Origin of the sequence: Chryseobacterium sp. JM1, assembly GCF_000737715.1 — a bacterium.
Classification (GTDB): Bacteria; Bacteroidota; Bacteroidia; order Flavobacteriales; family Weeksellaceae; genus Chryseobacterium.
The window spans coordinates 112296-130002 of sequence record NZ_JPRN01000009.1 but is presented as its reverse complement, the minus strand read 5'-3'; the positions used below and the strand labels follow the sequence as shown (position 1 = coordinate 130002).

Sequence of the window (17707 nt, the reverse complement as noted above, 5' to 3'; positions counted from 1 at the left end):
GGTATTTTTTAACCACTGATTGCACGGATTTTCACAGATGTTTGAGGATATCTTCTACTTGTCATTATAAAAATCAATGATTTTTGAAAGAACTTATGTGATCTTCCTGTTCACAAAACTTTTACTTAAAAAATAACTTAAGTGTAAAAAACTTTTGCATCTTTTGTGGTTGAAAAAAAAAATTAATAAGTGTTTACCATTTAAAATACATCTTTCACACTTAAATAATTCACTTTTTAAAAACAAGCAAAATGATTTATATCAATTATTTTAAATTATTCTAAATAAAATTAGTAAAGCTGTTTTGAGGCTCCTAACTTTGCCGGAAGAATAATGCTTGATGTTAAATAATGTTTCAAAATTTACTTTTAAATTTCAATTTTTCAGTTTTCTTTTCTTCTTTCTTACTGTTTCGACGTTCAAATCACAGGACAGAAGTGTAACCATTACTTTTGAGGTCAAAGACCACAATTTCGGATCTGCTGAGAGTTCGGAAATACAAATGAAGTCGGATGAAAACCAATATACAGTTTTTACTAATGATAAAGGGATAGCTGTATTGCAGGCAGTTCCCGGAAGTTATAAGGTGGAAATCCGGAAGAATAATAATCTTGGCTACTCCAATAAAATAACAGTCACTAAAGCTGAAACTTTTACAGTTTATCTCACTGAAAAGATCAACAGTATCGAAGAAGTGGTGATTACCGCCAAAGAAGGGAAGGGCCTGACCTCATCATCTGTTATCGGTCAGCGGGCGATGCAGCACCTTCAGCCTTCGAGTTTTACCGACCTTTTGGAACTGCTTCCCGGTGGAAGATCCGGCGATCCGGTTTTGAACCAGGTCAATAAAATCCATCTTCGGGAAACGGGAAATCCGGGAAATGATTACAACACTTCATCCATGGGAACGACTTTTCTGGTGGATGGGGCTCCATTGAACTCAGGGGCAAACCTTCAGTACACCTACGATTTTTTGGATAAAAGCAATAACGGTCTGAAAAGAAGACTGAATATAACAAGTGGTGTGGATATGCGGAGTATATCTACAGATCAGATCGAAAGTGTGGAAATACTGCGCGGAATTCCTTCTGTGGTCTATGGAAACCTGACTTCAGGAATTGTGAAGATCACCAATAAATCAGGATATTCTAAGTGGAAAGCCAGATTTAAAGCGGATGGTTACAGCAAACTTTTCGCAGTAAGCAAAGGTTTTGAGAACAAAGAAGGTGACCTGAAAATCAACACCGGTCTGGATTATCTGGATGCGAAATCAGACCCCAGAGACAGACTCGAAAACTATAAAAGAATCACCACAAATCTGGCGGTTTCCAAAGATAAAAAATACGACAAAGGAACTTTCAGGTGGCAGTCTCATCTGAGCTACACCGGTTCTCTCGACGGTTCAAAATCTGATCCTGATGTAGATTTGTCTGAGCTGAATTCTTATGAGGTGAATAATCATATGTTCAGTCTATCCAATATATTGAATTATACGAAAACGGAACCTTCATTTTATCGGTCTACAGAAATTCAGGCGACGGTGAATCAAAGGTTTGATAAAATAAAACAGACCAAATTTATCCAGCTTGAAAATGCAACAGCTTTTCCCTTATCAAGAACCGAAGGAGAGTATGATGGTTATTATCCGCAGGCTCAATATATTTCGGATTATCAGGTAGACGGGAAGCCTTTTGACATATTCCTGAAGATGGTAAACAATTTCCAACTTGACTATAAGTGGCTTAAAAATGAATTCAATGCAGGTTTCGACTGGCAGCTAAGTAAAAACTGGGGCGGAGGACAGCAGTTCGACGTTTACAGACCTATTGATCCAAAAGCTACATTCAGACCGCGTGCTTACCGCGATGTTCCGGCTTACAGTACGACAGCCTTATTCCTTGAATCCATCAGTACGGTGAATCTGGGTAAAAATAAGCTGACGGTGGCATTGGGAATAAGAGGAAACTCGATGCAGAATCTTCCTTCCAATTTTACAATGAACGGAAAAGTATATGCCGATCCAAGAGCCAACCTTCAGTGGGAATTTCCTTCCTTTCAGATGGCGAATAAAAAAGCACAGATCGCTTTAACATTGGGTTATGGAAAGCAAAGTCTCTTTCCTGACCTGAACCTTTTGTACCCGGAACTGGTTTACAAAGATGTCCAACAGCTGAATTATTTTCACAACAATCCAAATTACAGAAGGGTGAATTATAAAACCATGATCTATAATCCCCAGAACCCTGAAATAGAGCCTGCTGTCAATGAAAAGTTTGAAGCAAGGATGGATTTCAGTTTGGGACTGCACCAGTTATCGGTGACGGTTTTTAAAGAAAATATGGATAATGCTTTCCGTTCTATGAACCAGTATGCGGGATATCAGTACAAAAAATACGACACCTCAGGTCTTAATCATGATGGAATAACTGCGCCGCCGGATGTGAATACGCTTCCTTATCAGACGGTCAATGAAAACTTCCTCTACACAACCCAACGAAACGGAAGCAGAATCGATAAAGAAGGAATAGAGTTTCAATATTCTACCAACCGTATTCCGGTGATCAATACCCGTTTTACGCTGAATGGAGCTTGGTTTCGCACAAAATACGGCAACGGTATGCCGGTATACAGAAGTAGAGATTTAACCATCAACGGAAGACCTTATCCTTACCTCGGATTGTACGAAGGCATGGAACCGAATTCCGCCAATGAAGTCCTGAATACCAATCTTATGCTGGATACGTATATTCCCAAACTGGATCTTGTATTTTCATCCTCTTTTCAGTTTTCATGGTATTCGATGAGGAAACTATCTCCTATGAATGGCGTTCCCAGCCATTATGTAGATCAGAACGGGAATATATTTCCATTCAATCCAGAAGCGGTTCAGGGAACTATTCTTGAAAGTTTAATTATCGCTCAGAATAACGATCTCTACAATGCCACCAGAAGACCGATGGAAATGAATCTTAATCTGAAAGTCACCAAAAGCTTCAGAAATAAAGCCATTGTGGTTTCCATGTTTGCGAGCAGGCTGTTCAGTTATTACGCACCTTATTCGGTGAATGGAGTAACCATCAACAGGAAAGGAGCTCAGGATCCCTACTTCGGAATGGAGATCAACTTCAATTTATAAACAAATTCAATTCAATACACTATGTTAAAACAATTATTACGAACACTGATCGTATTATGTGCTTTGGTCAGCTTTACGGCCTGTTCTTCAGATTCAGATTCGCCGGAAGCACAGACTTCATTAAAATTGGAACTTAAAGTAGTTCCCACAGATATTCAGGTAAAGGAATACAAACATCTTACAGTAACTTTCAAAGAACTGAACACCGGATTTACCACGACTCAGGAACTTAAAAACACGAATACTTTACAGGTGGTTCTTCCTTCCGGAACCTATCATATGACGGCAGAAGGAACTGTCGTTTACACCAATAATGCCGAACTTACGGAAGCTAAAGTAAGCGGAGTACAGACAGGTGTGGTCATCAATGGCAGCGAGGTAAGCAAAACTATTGATTTGGCTTTAAAATCAGGAAGCAGTGATCTTATTCTGGAGGAAGTATTTTTCACAGGAACCAAAACCCCGCAAGGCGCGATGTACTTCGGGGACCAATATTTTAAAATCACTAACAATACAGACCAGACTTTATATGCGGATGGAATGCTGTTGATCCAGTCCGCTTTTATGACGAACGAAAAGCAGGATTACACCCCAAATATCATGGCAAGTACTTTATCTGCCGGAGCGATCATTAGAATTCCGGGAACAGGAAATACGAATCCGGTAAAGGCTGGTGAATCGATTATCATTGCTGAGGATGCCATCAATCACAAGGAATTTAATAGTTTATCCATTAATCTTTCTAATGCCAACTTTCAGATTTTTAAAGAAGATTCTGATGACATCGACAATCCGGCCGTTCCGAAAATGGTGAACGTCTTTGAAAAAATGGTGATTCATACGCAGGGATATTATGCTTATGCTTTAGCCCGTATGCCTCAGGGAATGACCAGTGATGCTCTGATCGCACAGAATTCATACACCTACCAATATACGCTTACGTTTGGAGGAGAAACATACCCGATGGATGGAACTGCCGTTAAAATTCCGAATGAATGGATCACAGATGCAGTAAATTTAAGTGTACAGGATTCTTTCCAGTGGCTGGTGACTTCGCCGTCATTGGACATGGGATGGACTTCGGTAAGTGCATTTGATGGAGATAAAAACCGTTTCGGAAAATCGGTCCGCAGAAAGGTGATCGGAAAGAATGTGGAAGGTAAAAATCTTTTTAAGGATACGAACAATTCCACAGCAGATTTTGAACATGGAGTAAAACCTTCATTATTTAACTAAAATGAAAAATTTTCGTTCCATACTTTTGGTGTTTACCGTTTTGTCTTGTGCAAAATTCCAAGCTCAGGTGAATGATTCCATCATGAAAAAAGTTCATGAGGAGTACAGTTATGAAAGGCTATTTAAAGAAAATCTCAATACCAATCCTGCCAATAAGTTGGGCGCAAGGAAGTACAATATCACAACGTTTAAGCTGATGACAGAAAACACAGATACACCCAATGAAATTCAGCAGAAAGGCAAAGGAAAAAATCTGTGGGGCGCTGAAGCCTATTCCTTACAAAATCTGGATCCGAAAACAACCGTTTGGGGCAGTGCTTCGTATACCAAAGGAAAAACCAAACAGATGGTATGGAACGAAAATGCTGATTATGACCTGATTTATCCTTATGTAGCCGCCGACAGTGTGGGAGGAGATATGAAGTTTGAAAACTACAGCTTTTCAGGAGGTTATTCAAAGGCAATTAATTCTTATACAATCGGGATTACAGGAAGCTACAGAGCCAATTTAAGCTACAGGGATATAGATCCAAGGCCGAAAAATACATCGGCCAACTTTTCTTTAGCACTGGGAGCCAATAAACTGGTTTCTGATAAATTTAAAGTTGGAGCCTATCTGGAAGGAGAGAAATACACCCAGAAACATTATTTGAGCTTTGTCAGCAACCAGGGGTTTCCTATGATTTACAATATGAATGGATTGGGTAATTACAACGAACTGCTTTCCGGGAAACTTCGTCAGGCCTATTACGAAGGCTGGTCGTATGGAGGAGGTTTACAGATTTTCGAAGCCAGCAATAGAAACTGGTATCTTAATCTGGAATTTAAAAAATTCAATATGGATAAATTCCTGACCGAATATACAGATCTCAATGCCTCAAAAATTGATGAACAGCTGTTGAATGCCTCAATCGGGAAATTTTTTAATACCGGAAAAATCGTCTGGGGAATTTCAGCCGACGGAAACAGCACGGAAAGAAAAGGAACGGAAAACCTCTTCCTGAACGAAAATTCCAGAAATTATATCCGGATCGGAACTGTGGAAAGATACAATCATAAGATCAATAATATCCTCTTTAAAGGGCTTTTGCAGATTGAAAATACGAATGTAAAATCTTCACTGGTACCTTTCTTCGGCTGGGTTCAGGAAAAGGAAAAATACAGCAATCCGCTGTCTGTGGTTGAGCTGAACAGGATGATATACGGTGCCGATTATCAGTGGCTGAAAACTTTTAGCAGCGATTTAGCGCTTTCCGTTTCTCTGGGAATTTCCGTGACGGATGTGTATAAGAAAAGCGGGCTTTTCAATAATTCAGGAAAACCATCCATTAACCAGATGTTGCAGGAGAATTATGCTTTCCAGTCATCGGATTTTTGGCAAGCGAAGGTTGATGTTAATTTTCATTTTACGCTACCCGTTGTTAAGAATGCATTCGCAGGAGGAAAAGTCATATACAGCCATTTTCAGAACGGGAGCAATACCTATTTTGCGGCCACGATAGGAACTATTTTTTAAAAACAGAAAGATCATGAAGTTGTCAGGATTTAAAGTCATTTTGCTGATAGGAGCCATTGTTTTCCTTTTTATGCAGAACACCATGCAGCAATACAGAGTAGATTATGGAGAAGTCATAGAACAGTACAAAAAGCCGGTGAAAAACTGGCCTGCGCCTTCTATAGATGCAGGCGTCAACTGGAAGGAATTTGAAGCAATAGAGTGGGATTCAAATTATTACGATACGCAGGAACTTCCTGAAGTCGTGCTTGGAAAGAAACTGTTTTTCGATCCTAAATTGTCGGCATCCAGCCAGATTTCATGCAGTAGCTGTCACAATCCCGAAATGGGTTGGGCAGACCGCCAGGAGGTCGCATTGGGGCATGATCATTTACAGGGAAAACGAAATACGCAATCGCTGTTTAATATTGCAGACAGAACCTCCTATTTCTGGGACGGAAGAGCCAAAACACTGGAAGAACAGCTGGTAGGGCCTATTTCTGCCCACAATGAAATGAATATGAAGCCGGAAAAACTAGCCGGAAAATTGTCTAAACTCACGGAATACAGACAGCTTTTTAAAGACGTTTATCAGACCGATAAAATTACTTTCGATAAAATAGCCAAAGCTTTAGCCGTATTTCAGAAAACCATCAGAAGCCAGCCGAGCAGACTGGATAAATTTATAAAAGGTGACCATAAAGCATTAAGCGACAAGGAAATTTACGGGATGCACTTATTCCGAACCAAAGCAAGATGTATGAACTGTCACAACGGGAAAAATCTTACGGATGAGTCATTCCATAATATCGGTCTTACCTATTACAAAAGAGAATATGAAGATCTGGGACTGTACCATATTACCAAAAAAGCAGAGGATGTAGGAAAATTCAAGACGCCTTCCTTAAGAGATCTGGATTATACCGCTCCATGGATGCACAATGGCCTCATGGACGATCTGTACGGCGTAGTAAGCCTCTACAACAGCGGAATGCAGATGATCAATCCAAGTCCTGAAGAAAAGAAAGCAGACCCCAATTTTCCGGTCACAGACCATCTGATGAAACCGTTAAAACTCAATGAACAGGAAGTGGATGCCGTCGTAGCCTTTCTGAAAAGCATGTCAGGAAGTTATTATAAAATGCCGCGTCCTGAGATTCCAAGGAAATAGAATTTCAGAGAGTGATAAGTTTTCGATGATGAGTTATTAATTCAATTTAATTCGGGATAAGATATTTCAGTTTTTATCATGATGGAAGGAAGCCTGAAGCTCGAAGAGAGAAGTTATTAAAATCCAGGTATTAATTTCGAAACTTGGTAAAAAGCTCATCTCTTCCCCAAGTTAAACAGATTAGCCACAATCCTTATAGGTTTTGAAAACCTATAAGGATTTTTTTATGATTGCCATCAATTATCAATAATAAAAATGATGCGTAAAGAAATAGACAAAAGAAGTTGAGGTCTCAATACCATAGCTTATCTCGCTGCCATAGCCCTTTTTACTGGGGTCGGTATCCATTTCATAGATATGTTGAATGTCACCTTTGATATACGTTTCAATGGCCAGATCGATTTTCCAATAGGTTTGAAAATCAGTGATTGTTTGTTGCATTGATGCTTGATCGCTTGAAATAATACTTGCGCTTTGCATATCACACTCATCTGATCCTGAAACACCCATCGCTGAAATGATAAACGAAGTGAAATCCGGTATTTCGCTTTTTTCTACCCGGATGACCTTAAGAATAATCTCATCTCCGTTGAAAATAATTTCGGAAATATTTTCATTAAAGATAAAAAAATCATAGTCCCGGTGATGCAGCTTTTCGGTTAACAAGGAAGGATTGAATGGCATTTATCTTTTGATATTAAAATTAATGGTATTTTTAGTGAATTGTAATCCATAGAGTTCATGGGAGTAACTTTATGAATGATCATGTTCATTTTCAAAACTAATACAATTTACACCATGAAACAATTTCAGTTGAACGATTTTCCAAATGTGAAAGGCAGCAGAGTATCATTACGTCAGATTATGGATGCTGATATTCCGGACCTAATTGAAATTTCGTTTTATGATGCTGTTCAGGCAGAAACTGTTGAACAGGCAGCCGAAATGCAGGCCAGAATCGATCGGGATTATCTGGACGGGAATTCCATTCACTGGGGAATTGTAGATAATGAAACCCATCAAATCGTTGGAACCTGTGGCTATTATCGCGGACTGAATAAGGGAGAGGGTGAGTTAGGCTGTGTTTTATTACCCAAATATTACGGCCAGGGTTATATGACCGATGGAATGTCACTCGCTATTGATTTTGGATTAAATACGATGAGGCTGAAACGCATCTGGGCAGCTACAAGCCAGGAAAACGATCCTGCAATGAAACTTCTGGAGCGCCTTCATTTTGTGAAAACTGCCGATTTAAGTGATGGCGAAATTGAATATGAACTGACACAGACAAAGTAATTTTTGGTTGCTGGTTGCTAGTTTATTGGTTGCTAGTTTATTAGTTGCTGGTTGGTAGTAATTAAGCTAATAAATTATCGCCTGACGTCTAAAATTTTGATTCTAGTATTCACTATTCACTTGCGAAGCAAAATTCACCATTGACATCAATACCACTTAAAATCAAAACCAAAAGCTGCCTGGTTTTAACCTTCGGCACAGTCTCTAATTCCTACAGCCTGCTACCTAATATCTGCTACCTGTCACCTAAAATTCACCATTCACCTTCTTAATCCAGTTGAAAATCCGACATCACCAATCAATCATCATTCATGAGCAAAAAGTACCACATCTTCTAAAAACATTCTAAAACCTATACACCAACAATTAAAATTATTTATATTAGATAGAGAAAATGCTGAGCGAATTCAGTGTTGAGACGGCAAGATAGTTGTAGTTAACTAAAAACCAAACAAATTAAAACATATGAATTTACAGTTAAAACCACATTCGAAGGTGGAAGATATTCATGTTGATCATTTTCGCGAGGATGTTTTGGAAGGTTTAAAAAGCAGTCCCAAAAGGTTATCCTCCAAATATTTTTATGATGAAACAGGTGACCGTCTTTTCCAGGAGATCATGGCCATGCCGGAATATTATCTTACCCAATGTGAACTCGATATTTTCCAAAATAAAACAGCAGATCTTGCCCGCCTGATCATTCCGGAAAACGAACCTTTCGATTTGATAGAGCTGGGTGCAGGAGATGCGATGAAATCTACATTTTTACTCCAATATCTTGTAGAAAAAGGAACAGATTTTACCTATATGCCTATCGATATTTCCGGTCATATTCTGACGGAATTAAATGAAAAATTAAATGAAAAACTTCCCGGGTTGGAAATAGTTTCCCTGGAAGGCGAGTATTTTGACATGCTTCAGAAAGCAGCCTCGTTATCGTCAAGAAGGAAGGTGATCCTGTTTTTGGGGAGCAATATCGGAAATATGAAAATCGATGAAGCGGATCAGTTCTGTTCTGATTTAAACCGGAATCTGGCATCCGGTGACCGAGTTCTGATTGGTTTCGACCTGAAGAAAAACCCTCACACGATTTTAAATGCCTATAACGATAGTACAGGAATTACTGCTGCATTTAATCTCAATCTTCTGACCCGTATCAACACGGAACTGGATGGTAATTTTAATCTGGATCTGTTTCAGCATTATCAAAACTATGATCCCATCAGCGGAGCCTGCAGAAGTTTTCTGGTAAGCCTGAAAAATCAAACTGTAACAATAGGAAGCGATCCTATTTCATTTGAAGAAAATGAATTGATTGATATGGAAATTTCACAAAAGTTTTCAACCGAAAATATTGAGGAATTAAGAGAAAAATCGGGATTTAAAAAAGCAGGAGAAATCAAAGATTCCAAAAAGTGGTTTGTAGACGCAGTATGGCAGGTGCAATAACGAATAGAATATGTAGAGTTTTATTTTTTAAATCTGCTCCATCCGCCCAATCTGCGTGAGAAAAAAAAATCCCCGAACCAAATAAACTCCCCAAAACTAAAGAACATGACACAGAATATAGTAACATCAGATTTAGTAAAAAAATATACAGACATCAGAAAACATTCTGAAAAAATATGTGCTCCTCTGGAAATAGAAGATTATGTGGTGCAGCCCATCGTTGATGTGAGTCCTCCGAAGTGGCATCTGGGTCATACCACCTGGTTTTTTGAAACTTTTATTCTGGTTCCGAACTTCCCTGACTATAAAGTTTTTGATCCGCAGTATAATTTTGTTTTTAACAGCTATTATGAGACGATAGGAGCGAGAGTGATCCGTACCGACCGTGGAAATTTAAGCCGTCCTTCCGTTTCAGATATTTACAAATACAGAAAATATGTAGACGAACATATGAGCATCTTTCTTCAGAGCCAGTTCATGACTGAAGCTGTTGAACCGCTGATGGAATTAGGTTTAAATCATGAACAGCAGCATCAGGAGTTATTGATTACCGATATCAAATATATTTTAGGGCACAATCCACTTTTTCCGGCTTATACAAAAGAAAGTGTTTCCAGAAAAGAAAAACCAAAGCATACAGAAATGATCATGTTTTCAGAAGGTGTGTATGAAATAGGTTTTGACGGAGAAGGTTTCTGTTTCGATAATGAAATGGGAAGACATAAGGTTTTTCTGAATGATTTTGAAATAGCCAACCAGTTAGTCACCAATAGAGAATACCTTGAATTTATGGAATCCGGCGGTTATTCGGATTTTAAACACTGGCACGCCGAAGGATGGGATTGGGTCAGACAAAACAACGCAAAATCTCCGCTGTATTGGCATCAGATTGAAGGAAAATGGATGAATTATACCCTAAACGGTTTACAGGAATTAGACCTCGATGACGCCGTTTGTCACATCAATTTTTATGAAGCGTCTGCTTTTGCTTCCTGGAAAGGAATGCGCCTGCCAACAGAAGCTGAATGGGAGGTCGCTTCCGATCATTTCGATTGGGGAAGCCGCTGGGAATGGACCAATTCCGCTTATCTGCCTTATCCCGGCTTCAAAAAGGAAGCGGGGGCAGTAGGAGAGTACAACGGAAAATTCATGGTCAATCAGATGGTTTTACGCGGTGCCTCCGATGCTACACCTCCCGGACACAGCAGAAATACCTATCGTAATTTCTTCCAGACCAACCTGAAATGGCAGTTCACAGGAATCAGACTTGCCCGATAATTGTTGACGATGATTACAGTTGAATCAGTTTCAAAGAACTTTAACGGGAAACCAGCCGTTGACCATATTTCTTTTCAGGCCCATGATCAGGAAATTCTGGTGCTTTTGGGAACCAGCGGGTGTGGAAAAACAACCACGCTTAAAATGATCAATCGACTTATAGAAGCAGACTCCGGACAAATTTTGATCGACGGTAAGAATATCCGTGATCAGAAACCGGAAGAACTACGCATGGGCATTGGTTTTGTGATGCAGCATTCCGGCCTGTTTCCTCATTATACCATTAGGCAGAATATTGCTGTAGTTCCGGAATTACTCAAATGGGACAGGAAAAAAACAGAAAACAGAACCGAAGAGTTGCTGGATAAGCTTCATCTTTCTGAAGAAGTCCTTTCAAGGTTTCCGGATGAACTGAGCGGCGGACAGCAGCAGAGAGTGGGAATTGCAAGAGCTTTGATCGCCAATACACCTGTTTTACTGATGGATGAGCCTTTCGGAGCGCTGGACAATATTACGAAGGCAGATATTCATTCAGAATTTAAATCATTGGAAGAACTTAAAAATAAAACCATTATCCTCGTTACTCATGATGTTCAGGAAGCTTTTGAACTGGGGCACCGGATATGTTTAATGGACGAAGGGAAAATTATTCAGACAGGAACGCCTAAAGAAATGCTTTATCATCCTGAAAACGATTTTGTGACTGATTTTTTTGCTGAAAACCGGCTTTTACTGGAATATAAGATCGCCACATTGAAAGAGGTCAGTGGTTTTGTTAATTCGGATCATTTACTGAGTGAATTTAAATTGACAGAAAGAACCAATGTTTGGGAGGCTTTACAGAAATTAAGTTCAGATCATAAAAATACAGACCATTACGAAAACCTGATCAGGGCTTTTAATGAGTACAGAAAATTACAGATCGTATGACACAGCAAAGTCTTTGGCAGTTCATCATCGAACAGCAGGAAAAATTACTGACCCAGGTTGTACAGCATCTGGGACTTACCTTTCTGTCATTAATTCTGGCGATCATCATTGGTGTACCGTTGGGAATAATGATCGCACGAAAAAGAAAGCTGTCCAGCCCTGTGTTGGGTGTGGCGGGTATTTTACAGACCATTCCGAGTATTGCATTGCTAGGATTTATGATCCCTGCATTCGGAATCGGGGCCAAACCGGCCATCGTTGCCTTGCTGATCTACGCTTTATTACCCATCATCCGGAATACCTACACGGGAATTACAGAAGTGAATTCAACCGTTATCGAAGCGGCCAAAGCGATGGGGATGAATAAAAGTCAGCTTCTCTTTAAAGTAGAACTTCCTCTGGCGATGCCTGTTATCATTGCGGGAATAAGAACAGCAGCGGTGATCAATGTTGGAGTGGCGACTTTAGCATCATTTGTCGCAGCAGGTGGTTTGGGTGAATTTATCTTCGGCGGAATTTCTCTCAACAATACGAATATGATCCTTGCCGGAGCCATTCCTGCCGCATTATTGGCTGTTTTGCTGGATCAGACGATTGCACTGGTACAGAAATCAGGGTATCGGCTGTTCCAAAAGCTGAAGTATATTGTTCCGGCCATTCTGATCATTGTAGGAGCAGCTTATCTGTTCACCGCTGTTTCTAAGAACAGCATTAAAGCAGGTTTTACCCCTGAATTTATGGGAAGACAGGATGGAGATCTCGGCTTACGTTCTGTGTATCATCTGAATGTGAATCCGGTGATTGTCAACGATGCCATTATGTACAAAGCGGCCTATGAAAAGGAACTGGATCTGATCAGCGGATATTCTACAGACGGCAGGATCAAAGCTTTTGACCTCTATGTTCTGAATGATGATAAAAAAATATTCCCCCCGTATTTCGCAGCACCAATTATTAAAACAAAAACATTAAAGAAATTTCCTGAACTTGAAGAAACCCTGAATCTGCTGGCCAATCAATTTAACGATTCAATCATGACGGATCTGAATTACAAATCTGATCAGCTCCATCAGACCCCGGAAAGAATTGCAAAGGATTTCTTGGTTAAAAATAAATTATATAAAACCTCCAGGAAAGGGAATTCAGGAACAGTACGCATTGGCTCGAAGATCTTTGGCGAGCAGTACATTCTCACCGAAATGTATAAAATGCTGATCGAAGGCTACACCGATTATAAAGTGGAAACAAAAACAGGACTGGGCGGGACCAAAATCTGTTTTGATGCTTTGGTCAATGATGGCATCGATTTTTATCCTGAATATACAGGAACCGGACTTCTGGTCCTTTTAAAACCGTCAGAACAAACCCTGAAAGAGGTAACCCAAAGCGCTGACAACACCTATCAGTATGTCAATTCTGAATTTCAGAAGCAGTATGGAATTCAATGGTTGAAACCGCTTGGATTTAATAATTCCTATGCACTGATGATGCGCAGAAAACAGGCTGAGGAGTTGAAGATCAAAAGTATTTCGGACCTTAAGAAGTATTTTGATGAGAAGTAAATATTGGATGTATAATGCCTGCTGTATTTTTTTAAAATAATGTAAATAGTTGATTTACAATTACTATAAAACCTAACGATTGTTAGTAGTAGTACTACTACACTTTCTGATGTTTATGATTAAACGGGCTTATTGCGAATTTAATATTCTATATTTGGTGAAATAGATTACATCAAATCACAGAATATTAATTATTAAAATTTACCAATCATGGCAGACAAAAATTCAAGAGGAATTCTTAAATTCAACGGTGGCGAAGGGCAGAAATTACTAAAACTTAATTACAGCGTGTCCCGTTCCACAGACGTATCAGGAAGAGTAGCATCAGATCCGTCTAATGCACTGATCAAAATCACAGTAGAAGCTACTGAGAAATCAGATATTCTTGAAAGTCTTCTTAACGGAAAATACAAGCCTACCACCGGAGAGATCACCTTCAACAAATCTCACGAAGAAGGAACGTTAACTACTTTGCAATGGACAAACGGATACGTGATCCAGCACGAGGTTGATTTCGACGCAGTAGATGAAAACAGCATGTACATCAGCTTTATCATAAGTGCGGAGCAAATCGATTTAGGGAATTCTTCTTACAAGGCAGAATGGCCTACTTCTTAGCATTTAGCTTTTAAAAACTTTAGAAATATCAGACAGAATGGTCCATCCGGCATTAAGGATGCTGTTCTGTCTTTTTGTCTGTAACAGTCTCTATTTGTATTCGTGTTTGAATGAATGATGGGTTTGGTTGCTAGTTGCTGGTTTATCAGTTGCTGATTGTAGTCATAAAGCTAATAAATTATCGTCTGATGTCTGATATTTCGTATTTAAAATCTTGATTCTTGAATCTAGCATTCACTATTCACTTGCGAAGCAAAATTCACAATCGACGTTCTTTATCCCAGTTGAAAGTCTGATGTCTGAAACCTTAACCAGATGTCCTGTCCCGAACTCATGTAGTATTAATAAGAAAATGGTCCATTTGATGGTTCAGCGTTTAAAAATAAGCCGAAGAATGTCATTTTATACTGTGAAAGTTTTTTAACTTTATAGAACATCTATTTATTTTTTAATTTTTTTAAGTAAAAACAAAAAAACACATCAAATAATATGGATAAAAATATTTCAAATTCCGATAAGATTGCAGAGAATTATATTCCTGGAATCAACCGTGTGGTAAAACTGGATATTGTGATTGATGGTAAAATCATCAAACATTTCAAAAATTTCCGTCTGCATCAAAGTGTCAGAAAACATCATGAGTTTGAACTGGTGCTTGTGAATGATACACTCTCTGAAAAGCAAAATCATGAGCTTGAACAGGCCAACAGATTTTTAGGAGGAAGATTAACCATCAATATCAGATACAAAGATGTTGACAACAGCCCCGAAAGAACTTTTGTCGGGGTAATTACCAAAGTTGGATTCAGCCAGGAAAATCACAGTCTTGGAAACATTGTATTGAAAGGATACAGCCCAACCATTTTATTGGATGCTGCTCCACATACCCAGAGTTTTGGCGGAAGCCAGCCTGTCAATATGGGCATTATCGCAGCCGATATTATCAAACAGGGAATTGAAAGCAGCAAGTTTGATGTGAAAATCAATGCAAAAGCTTCTTCACAGATTCTCTATAGTGCTCAGTATGACGAAACCCACTACAATTATCTTTGCAGAATGGCAGAAGCATACGGAGAACAGTTCTATTACGATGGAGAAGTTTTACATTTCGGAAATATGCCCCCTCAGAATAAAGCATTGGAACTGATCTACGGAAGCAATGTTTCCGACGTTAATGTTGAATTAAAAGCAGTACATATCAAACCCAGTTTTTATGGGTATAACAGCAGTACCAATGCGAAGCTCAGCTCAGGAGCAACATCAATACAACATATGGGGAATTTAGCAAAAACAGCTTATCAGAATAATGAGGGAATATTCAAAACACCGTCATTACAGGTTGCTCCTATAAAAGCGGCCACTGATATGGATGTGGTTATTTCCCAGACTTCTACATCAGGAAGCAAGGCCGTGGAAGTTTTTACGGTATCCGGAGGTACCACTCTTCCTTTTTTATATCCGGGCTGTATTGCTGATATTAAAATGCGAAAAACGGATAGCAACCAGACCGCCTATTTTACAAAACTGATGATGACTGAAGTCACTCATGAAGTTGATACTCTGGGAAATTATAGTGGAAAATTTGAAGCCATAGCTTCAGATACAGGATATATACCAAAACCGGACTTTACGGTACCTATTGCACAGCCTCAGATCGCTACGGTCATCTCCAATACAGATCCGCAGGGACAAGGCAGGGTAACCGTAAGATTCGACTGGCAGATGAATGACAATACCAATTTTATCCGTATGATGGCTCCCGATGCCGGAGGAACAGATAAGATCAACCAGAACAGAGGATATGTAGCCATACCCGAAGTCGGTGACCAGGTGATGGTAGGTTTTGTGCATAACCATCCGGACAGACCTTTTGTAATGGGAGGAATGTTTCATGGGGGAACCGCATTAGGAGGTGGAATAGACAATCATTTAAAATCCATACAGACTAGAAGCGGAATCAGAATTCTAATGAATGATACGGAAGGAAGTGTGACTATTATCGATCCGAGCGGCAACAATTATTTCATGGACGGAGCCGGAAATATTACGGTTACAGCTCCTAAAAATATGATATTCAATGCGGGGGAGAACATGACCATTAATGTTGGAAAGGATATGAAAACAATTGTAGGAAATGATCATACCACGAATATTACAAATGATCATCAGTTCACTTCAAAAAATTATAAGCAGACCGTTAATGAAAATAAAACGGTCAGTATAACAGGAGATTTGAAAGAGACGACTTCTACAACGACTCATCAGGCAAAGAACGGTGATATTTTATTACAGAGTGCCGGTGTTGCGAAAATGCTGGGTAAAATAGACGCCAAAGTGAATAAAGGTTAAAATTGATGATCATTAATATTTGATCAATCAATCCAATGTATGACTGTGTAAAAGAGTAATTTTCCTAAACAATGAACAAATCAATACAATATTTATTAAGCTTATTATTCTTCATTCAGATCTCGTGTCAGGAAAAGAAAGAGCATCAAAAAACAAAAGCTATGACAAAATATGAATGGTTGGATGCCACTTCGGCGCCTTTAGGTTACCCTGTTGATGTGTATCGTGGAGGATTTGAATCTGCAGACGGAGAATTTACAAGTTTGTTTAGCGGAACGACAGGCGGAATATGGGGAGATGCCAACAGAGGAATGAGTAATGGAGAAAAAAGCATTCCCAATCATTTGCATGTGATTTGGGTTTCTTATGCTGAGAAAATATTTTATGAGATCGACACTGATCTGGATAACGGGAAAATGACCGATCTTTTCAAAAACGGCTATTATACCCCTTCCAGTGGAGACAATCCAAATCCAAGGAAAGAAAATTATAACAAGATTATTGTAGGCTTTGCGCCGGGTGGTGTGGTTGTGCTTTGGCTTTCCGGACCGGGAAGACAGGTGGAAATAGGAAGATATCAGAGTAAGAAGATAGTCATACCGCAGTCTGAAATAGATGCTTTGAGCCCGGGACCTCAGAAAAATATGTTTGATGCTGAATACCAACGTAAAATTATACATGAATTTGGAATTGTTCCGGCGGAAGTGGCCAAGGCAAACGAAGGCAAGCCGATTCCTTACGGATTGTGGGACAGTTATAGAGAAGAATATAATTGGACACTGATAACAGAATTGCCTAATAATATGAAAAATAAAGATGTTGGTGTTTATGCTTACAATGGCAGTTGGGAGGAACTTTTTGGAGAAACATTAATTCAAAAATATCCAAAAATAATCCCAGACAACGTCAAATGGAATACCCCTACAAAAAGGGCCGTTCCAAGTAAAGTTGATTTTTCATGGGTAGATGAGAACAGGTATTACTGTGAAATTGAGTTTGATGGGAATGAAATATTTCCAGCGTTCAAGGAAATTTCTTCCGATAATCCTAATGCTAAAGTCGAATTAAGGGTGACAGTTAATATTCCCAAAACCTCTGCTTCGGTAAAGTTAGTGAATGGAGATAGGCAGGTTTGGTTGAAAAATAGTAAAATTATCGTACGTAAAACTAAATACAAAGACTAA

13 protein-coding genes are annotated in these 17707 nt (G+C 39.2%); 12 read left to right on the top strand and 1 reads right to left on the bottom strand.

Annotation, left to right across the window (positions count from 1 at the left end; genetic code table 11):
* Positions 1–340 precede the first annotated feature (340 nt).
* The 4 genes from IW22_RS15635 to IW22_RS15620 are packed head-to-tail and all read left to right on the top strand — an operon-like array spanning position 341 to position 7038.
* Positions 341–3136, top strand: a complete 2796-nt coding sequence (locus IW22_RS15635; RefSeq protein WP_034728146.1) for a TonB-dependent receptor plug domain-containing protein — start codon at positions 341–343, stop codon at positions 3134–3136.
* 21 nt (positions 3137–3157) lie between these two features.
* The gene (locus IW22_RS15630) at positions 3158–4372 is read left to right on the top strand and encodes a DUF4876 domain-containing protein (protein WP_034728143.1); all 1215 of its coding nucleotides are present in this window, start codon (positions 3158–3160) and stop codon (positions 4370–4372) included.
* Position 4373: 1 nt separating this feature from the next.
* Positions 4374–5888 carry a DUF6850 family outer membrane beta-barrel protein gene (locus IW22_RS15625; RefSeq protein ID WP_034728141.1) on the top strand — a complete coding sequence of 505 codons (1515 nt, stop codon included), beginning with the start codon at positions 4374–4376 and terminating at the stop codon, positions 5886–5888.
* A gap of 13 nt (positions 5889–5901) precedes the next feature.
* Complete coding sequence (locus IW22_RS15620) at positions 5902–7038, top strand: cytochrome-c peroxidase (protein ID WP_034728138.1); 1137 nt, start codon at positions 5902–5904, stop codon at positions 7036–7038.
* Positions 7039–7281: 243 nt separating this feature from the next.
* On the opposite strand, the gene IW22_RS15615 is transcribed toward IW22_RS15620, so the two are convergent.
* Positions 7282–7722: a hypothetical protein gene (locus IW22_RS15615; RefSeq protein WP_034728133.1), complete on the bottom strand. Its 441-nt coding sequence runs from the start codon at positions 7720–7722 to the stop codon at positions 7282–7284.
* Between the two features lie 114 nt (positions 7723–7836).
* Between IW22_RS15615 and IW22_RS15610 the strand changes: the two genes are divergently transcribed.
* The 8 genes from IW22_RS15610 to IW22_RS15575 all read left to right on the top strand — a co-directional run bounded on the left by IW22_RS15610 (position 7837) and on the right by IW22_RS15575 (position 17707).
* Positions 7837–8337 carry a GNAT family N-acetyltransferase gene (locus IW22_RS15610; protein WP_034728297.1) on the top strand — a complete coding sequence of 167 codons (501 nt, stop codon included), beginning with the start codon at positions 7837–7839 and terminating at the stop codon, positions 8335–8337.
* Between the two features lie 465 nt (positions 8338–8802).
* Positions 8803–9786, top strand: a complete 984-nt coding sequence (gene egtD / locus IW22_RS15605) for an L-histidine N(alpha)-methyltransferase (RefSeq protein WP_034728130.1) — start codon at positions 8803–8805, stop codon at positions 9784–9786.
* A 105-nt stretch (positions 9787–9891) separates the two neighbouring features.
* The gene (egtB, locus tag IW22_RS15600; RefSeq protein ID WP_034728127.1) at positions 9892–11064 is read left to right on the top strand and encodes an ergothioneine biosynthesis protein EgtB; all 1173 of its coding nucleotides are present in this window, start codon (positions 9892–9894) and stop codon (positions 11062–11064) included.
* Positions 11065–11073: 9 nt separating this feature from the next.
* Positions 11074–11994, top strand: coding sequence for an ABC transporter ATP-binding protein (locus tag IW22_RS15595; protein WP_034728124.1), 921 nt, complete (start codon positions 11074–11076; stop codon positions 11992–11994).
* A complete protein-coding gene (locus IW22_RS15590) occupies positions 11991–13556 on the top strand; it encodes an ABC transporter permease/substrate-binding protein (RefSeq protein WP_034728121.1) in 1566 nt (521 codons plus the stop codon). Before IW22_RS15595 ends, IW22_RS15590 begins: the two co-directional genes overlap by 4 nt.
* A 210-nt stretch (positions 13557–13766) precedes the next feature.
* The gene (gene tssD, locus IW22_RS15585; protein ID WP_034728120.1) at positions 13767–14174 is read left to right on the top strand and encodes a type VI secretion system tube protein TssD; all 408 of its coding nucleotides are present in this window, start codon (positions 13767–13769) and stop codon (positions 14172–14174) included.
* A 489-nt stretch (positions 14175–14663) separates the two neighbouring features.
* Positions 14664–16523, top strand: a complete 1860-nt coding sequence (locus IW22_RS15580) for a type VI secretion system Vgr family protein (protein ID WP_117616589.1) — start codon at positions 14664–14666, stop codon at positions 16521–16523.
* 71 nt (positions 16524–16594) lie between these two features.
* The gene (locus IW22_RS15575) at positions 16595–17707 is read left to right on the top strand and encodes a DUF2931 family protein (RefSeq protein WP_034728119.1); all 1113 of its coding nucleotides are present in this window, start codon (positions 16595–16597) and stop codon (positions 17705–17707) included.

Bases quoted from the DNA above. Each gene is read 5' to 3' on its own strand.
- IW22_RS15635 (WP_034728146.1), top strand. From the start codon at position 341: ATGTTAAATAATGTTTCAAAATTTACTTTTAAATTTCAATTTTTCAGT.
- IW22_RS15630 (WP_034728143.1), top strand. From the start codon at position 3,158: ATGTTAAAACAATTATTACGAACACTGATCGTATTATGTGCTTTGGTC.
- IW22_RS15625 (WP_034728141.1), top strand. From the start codon at position 4,374: ATGAAAAATTTTCGTTCCATACTTTTGGTGTTTACCGTTTTGTCTTGT.
- IW22_RS15620 (WP_034728138.1), top strand. From the start codon at position 5,902: ATGAAGTTGTCAGGATTTAAAGTCATTTTGCTGATAGGAGCCATTGTT.
- IW22_RS15615 (WP_034728133.1), bottom strand. From the start codon at position 7,722: ATGCCATTCAATCCTTCCTTGTTAACCGAAAAGCTGCATCACCGGGAC.
- IW22_RS15610 (WP_034728297.1), top strand. From the start codon at position 7,837: ATGAAACAATTTCAGTTGAACGATTTTCCAAATGTGAAAGGCAGCAGA.
- egtD (WP_034728130.1), top strand. From the start codon at position 8,803: ATGAATTTACAGTTAAAACCACATTCGAAGGTGGAAGATATTCATGTT.
- egtB (WP_034728127.1), top strand. From the start codon at position 9,892: ATGACACAGAATATAGTAACATCAGATTTAGTAAAAAAATATACAGAC.
- IW22_RS15595 (WP_034728124.1), top strand. From the start codon at position 11,074: ATGATTACAGTTGAATCAGTTTCAAAGAACTTTAACGGGAAACCAGCC.
- IW22_RS15590 (WP_034728121.1), top strand. From the start codon at position 11,991: ATGACACAGCAAAGTCTTTGGCAGTTCATCATCGAACAGCAGGAAAAA.
- tssD (WP_034728120.1), top strand. From the start codon at position 13,767: ATGGCAGACAAAAATTCAAGAGGAATTCTTAAATTCAACGGTGGCGAA.
- IW22_RS15580 (WP_117616589.1), top strand. From the start codon at position 14,664: ATGGATAAAAATATTTCAAATTCCGATAAGATTGCAGAGAATTATATT.
- IW22_RS15575 (WP_034728119.1), top strand. From the start codon at position 16,595: ATGAACAAATCAATACAATATTTATTAAGCTTATTATTCTTCATTCAG.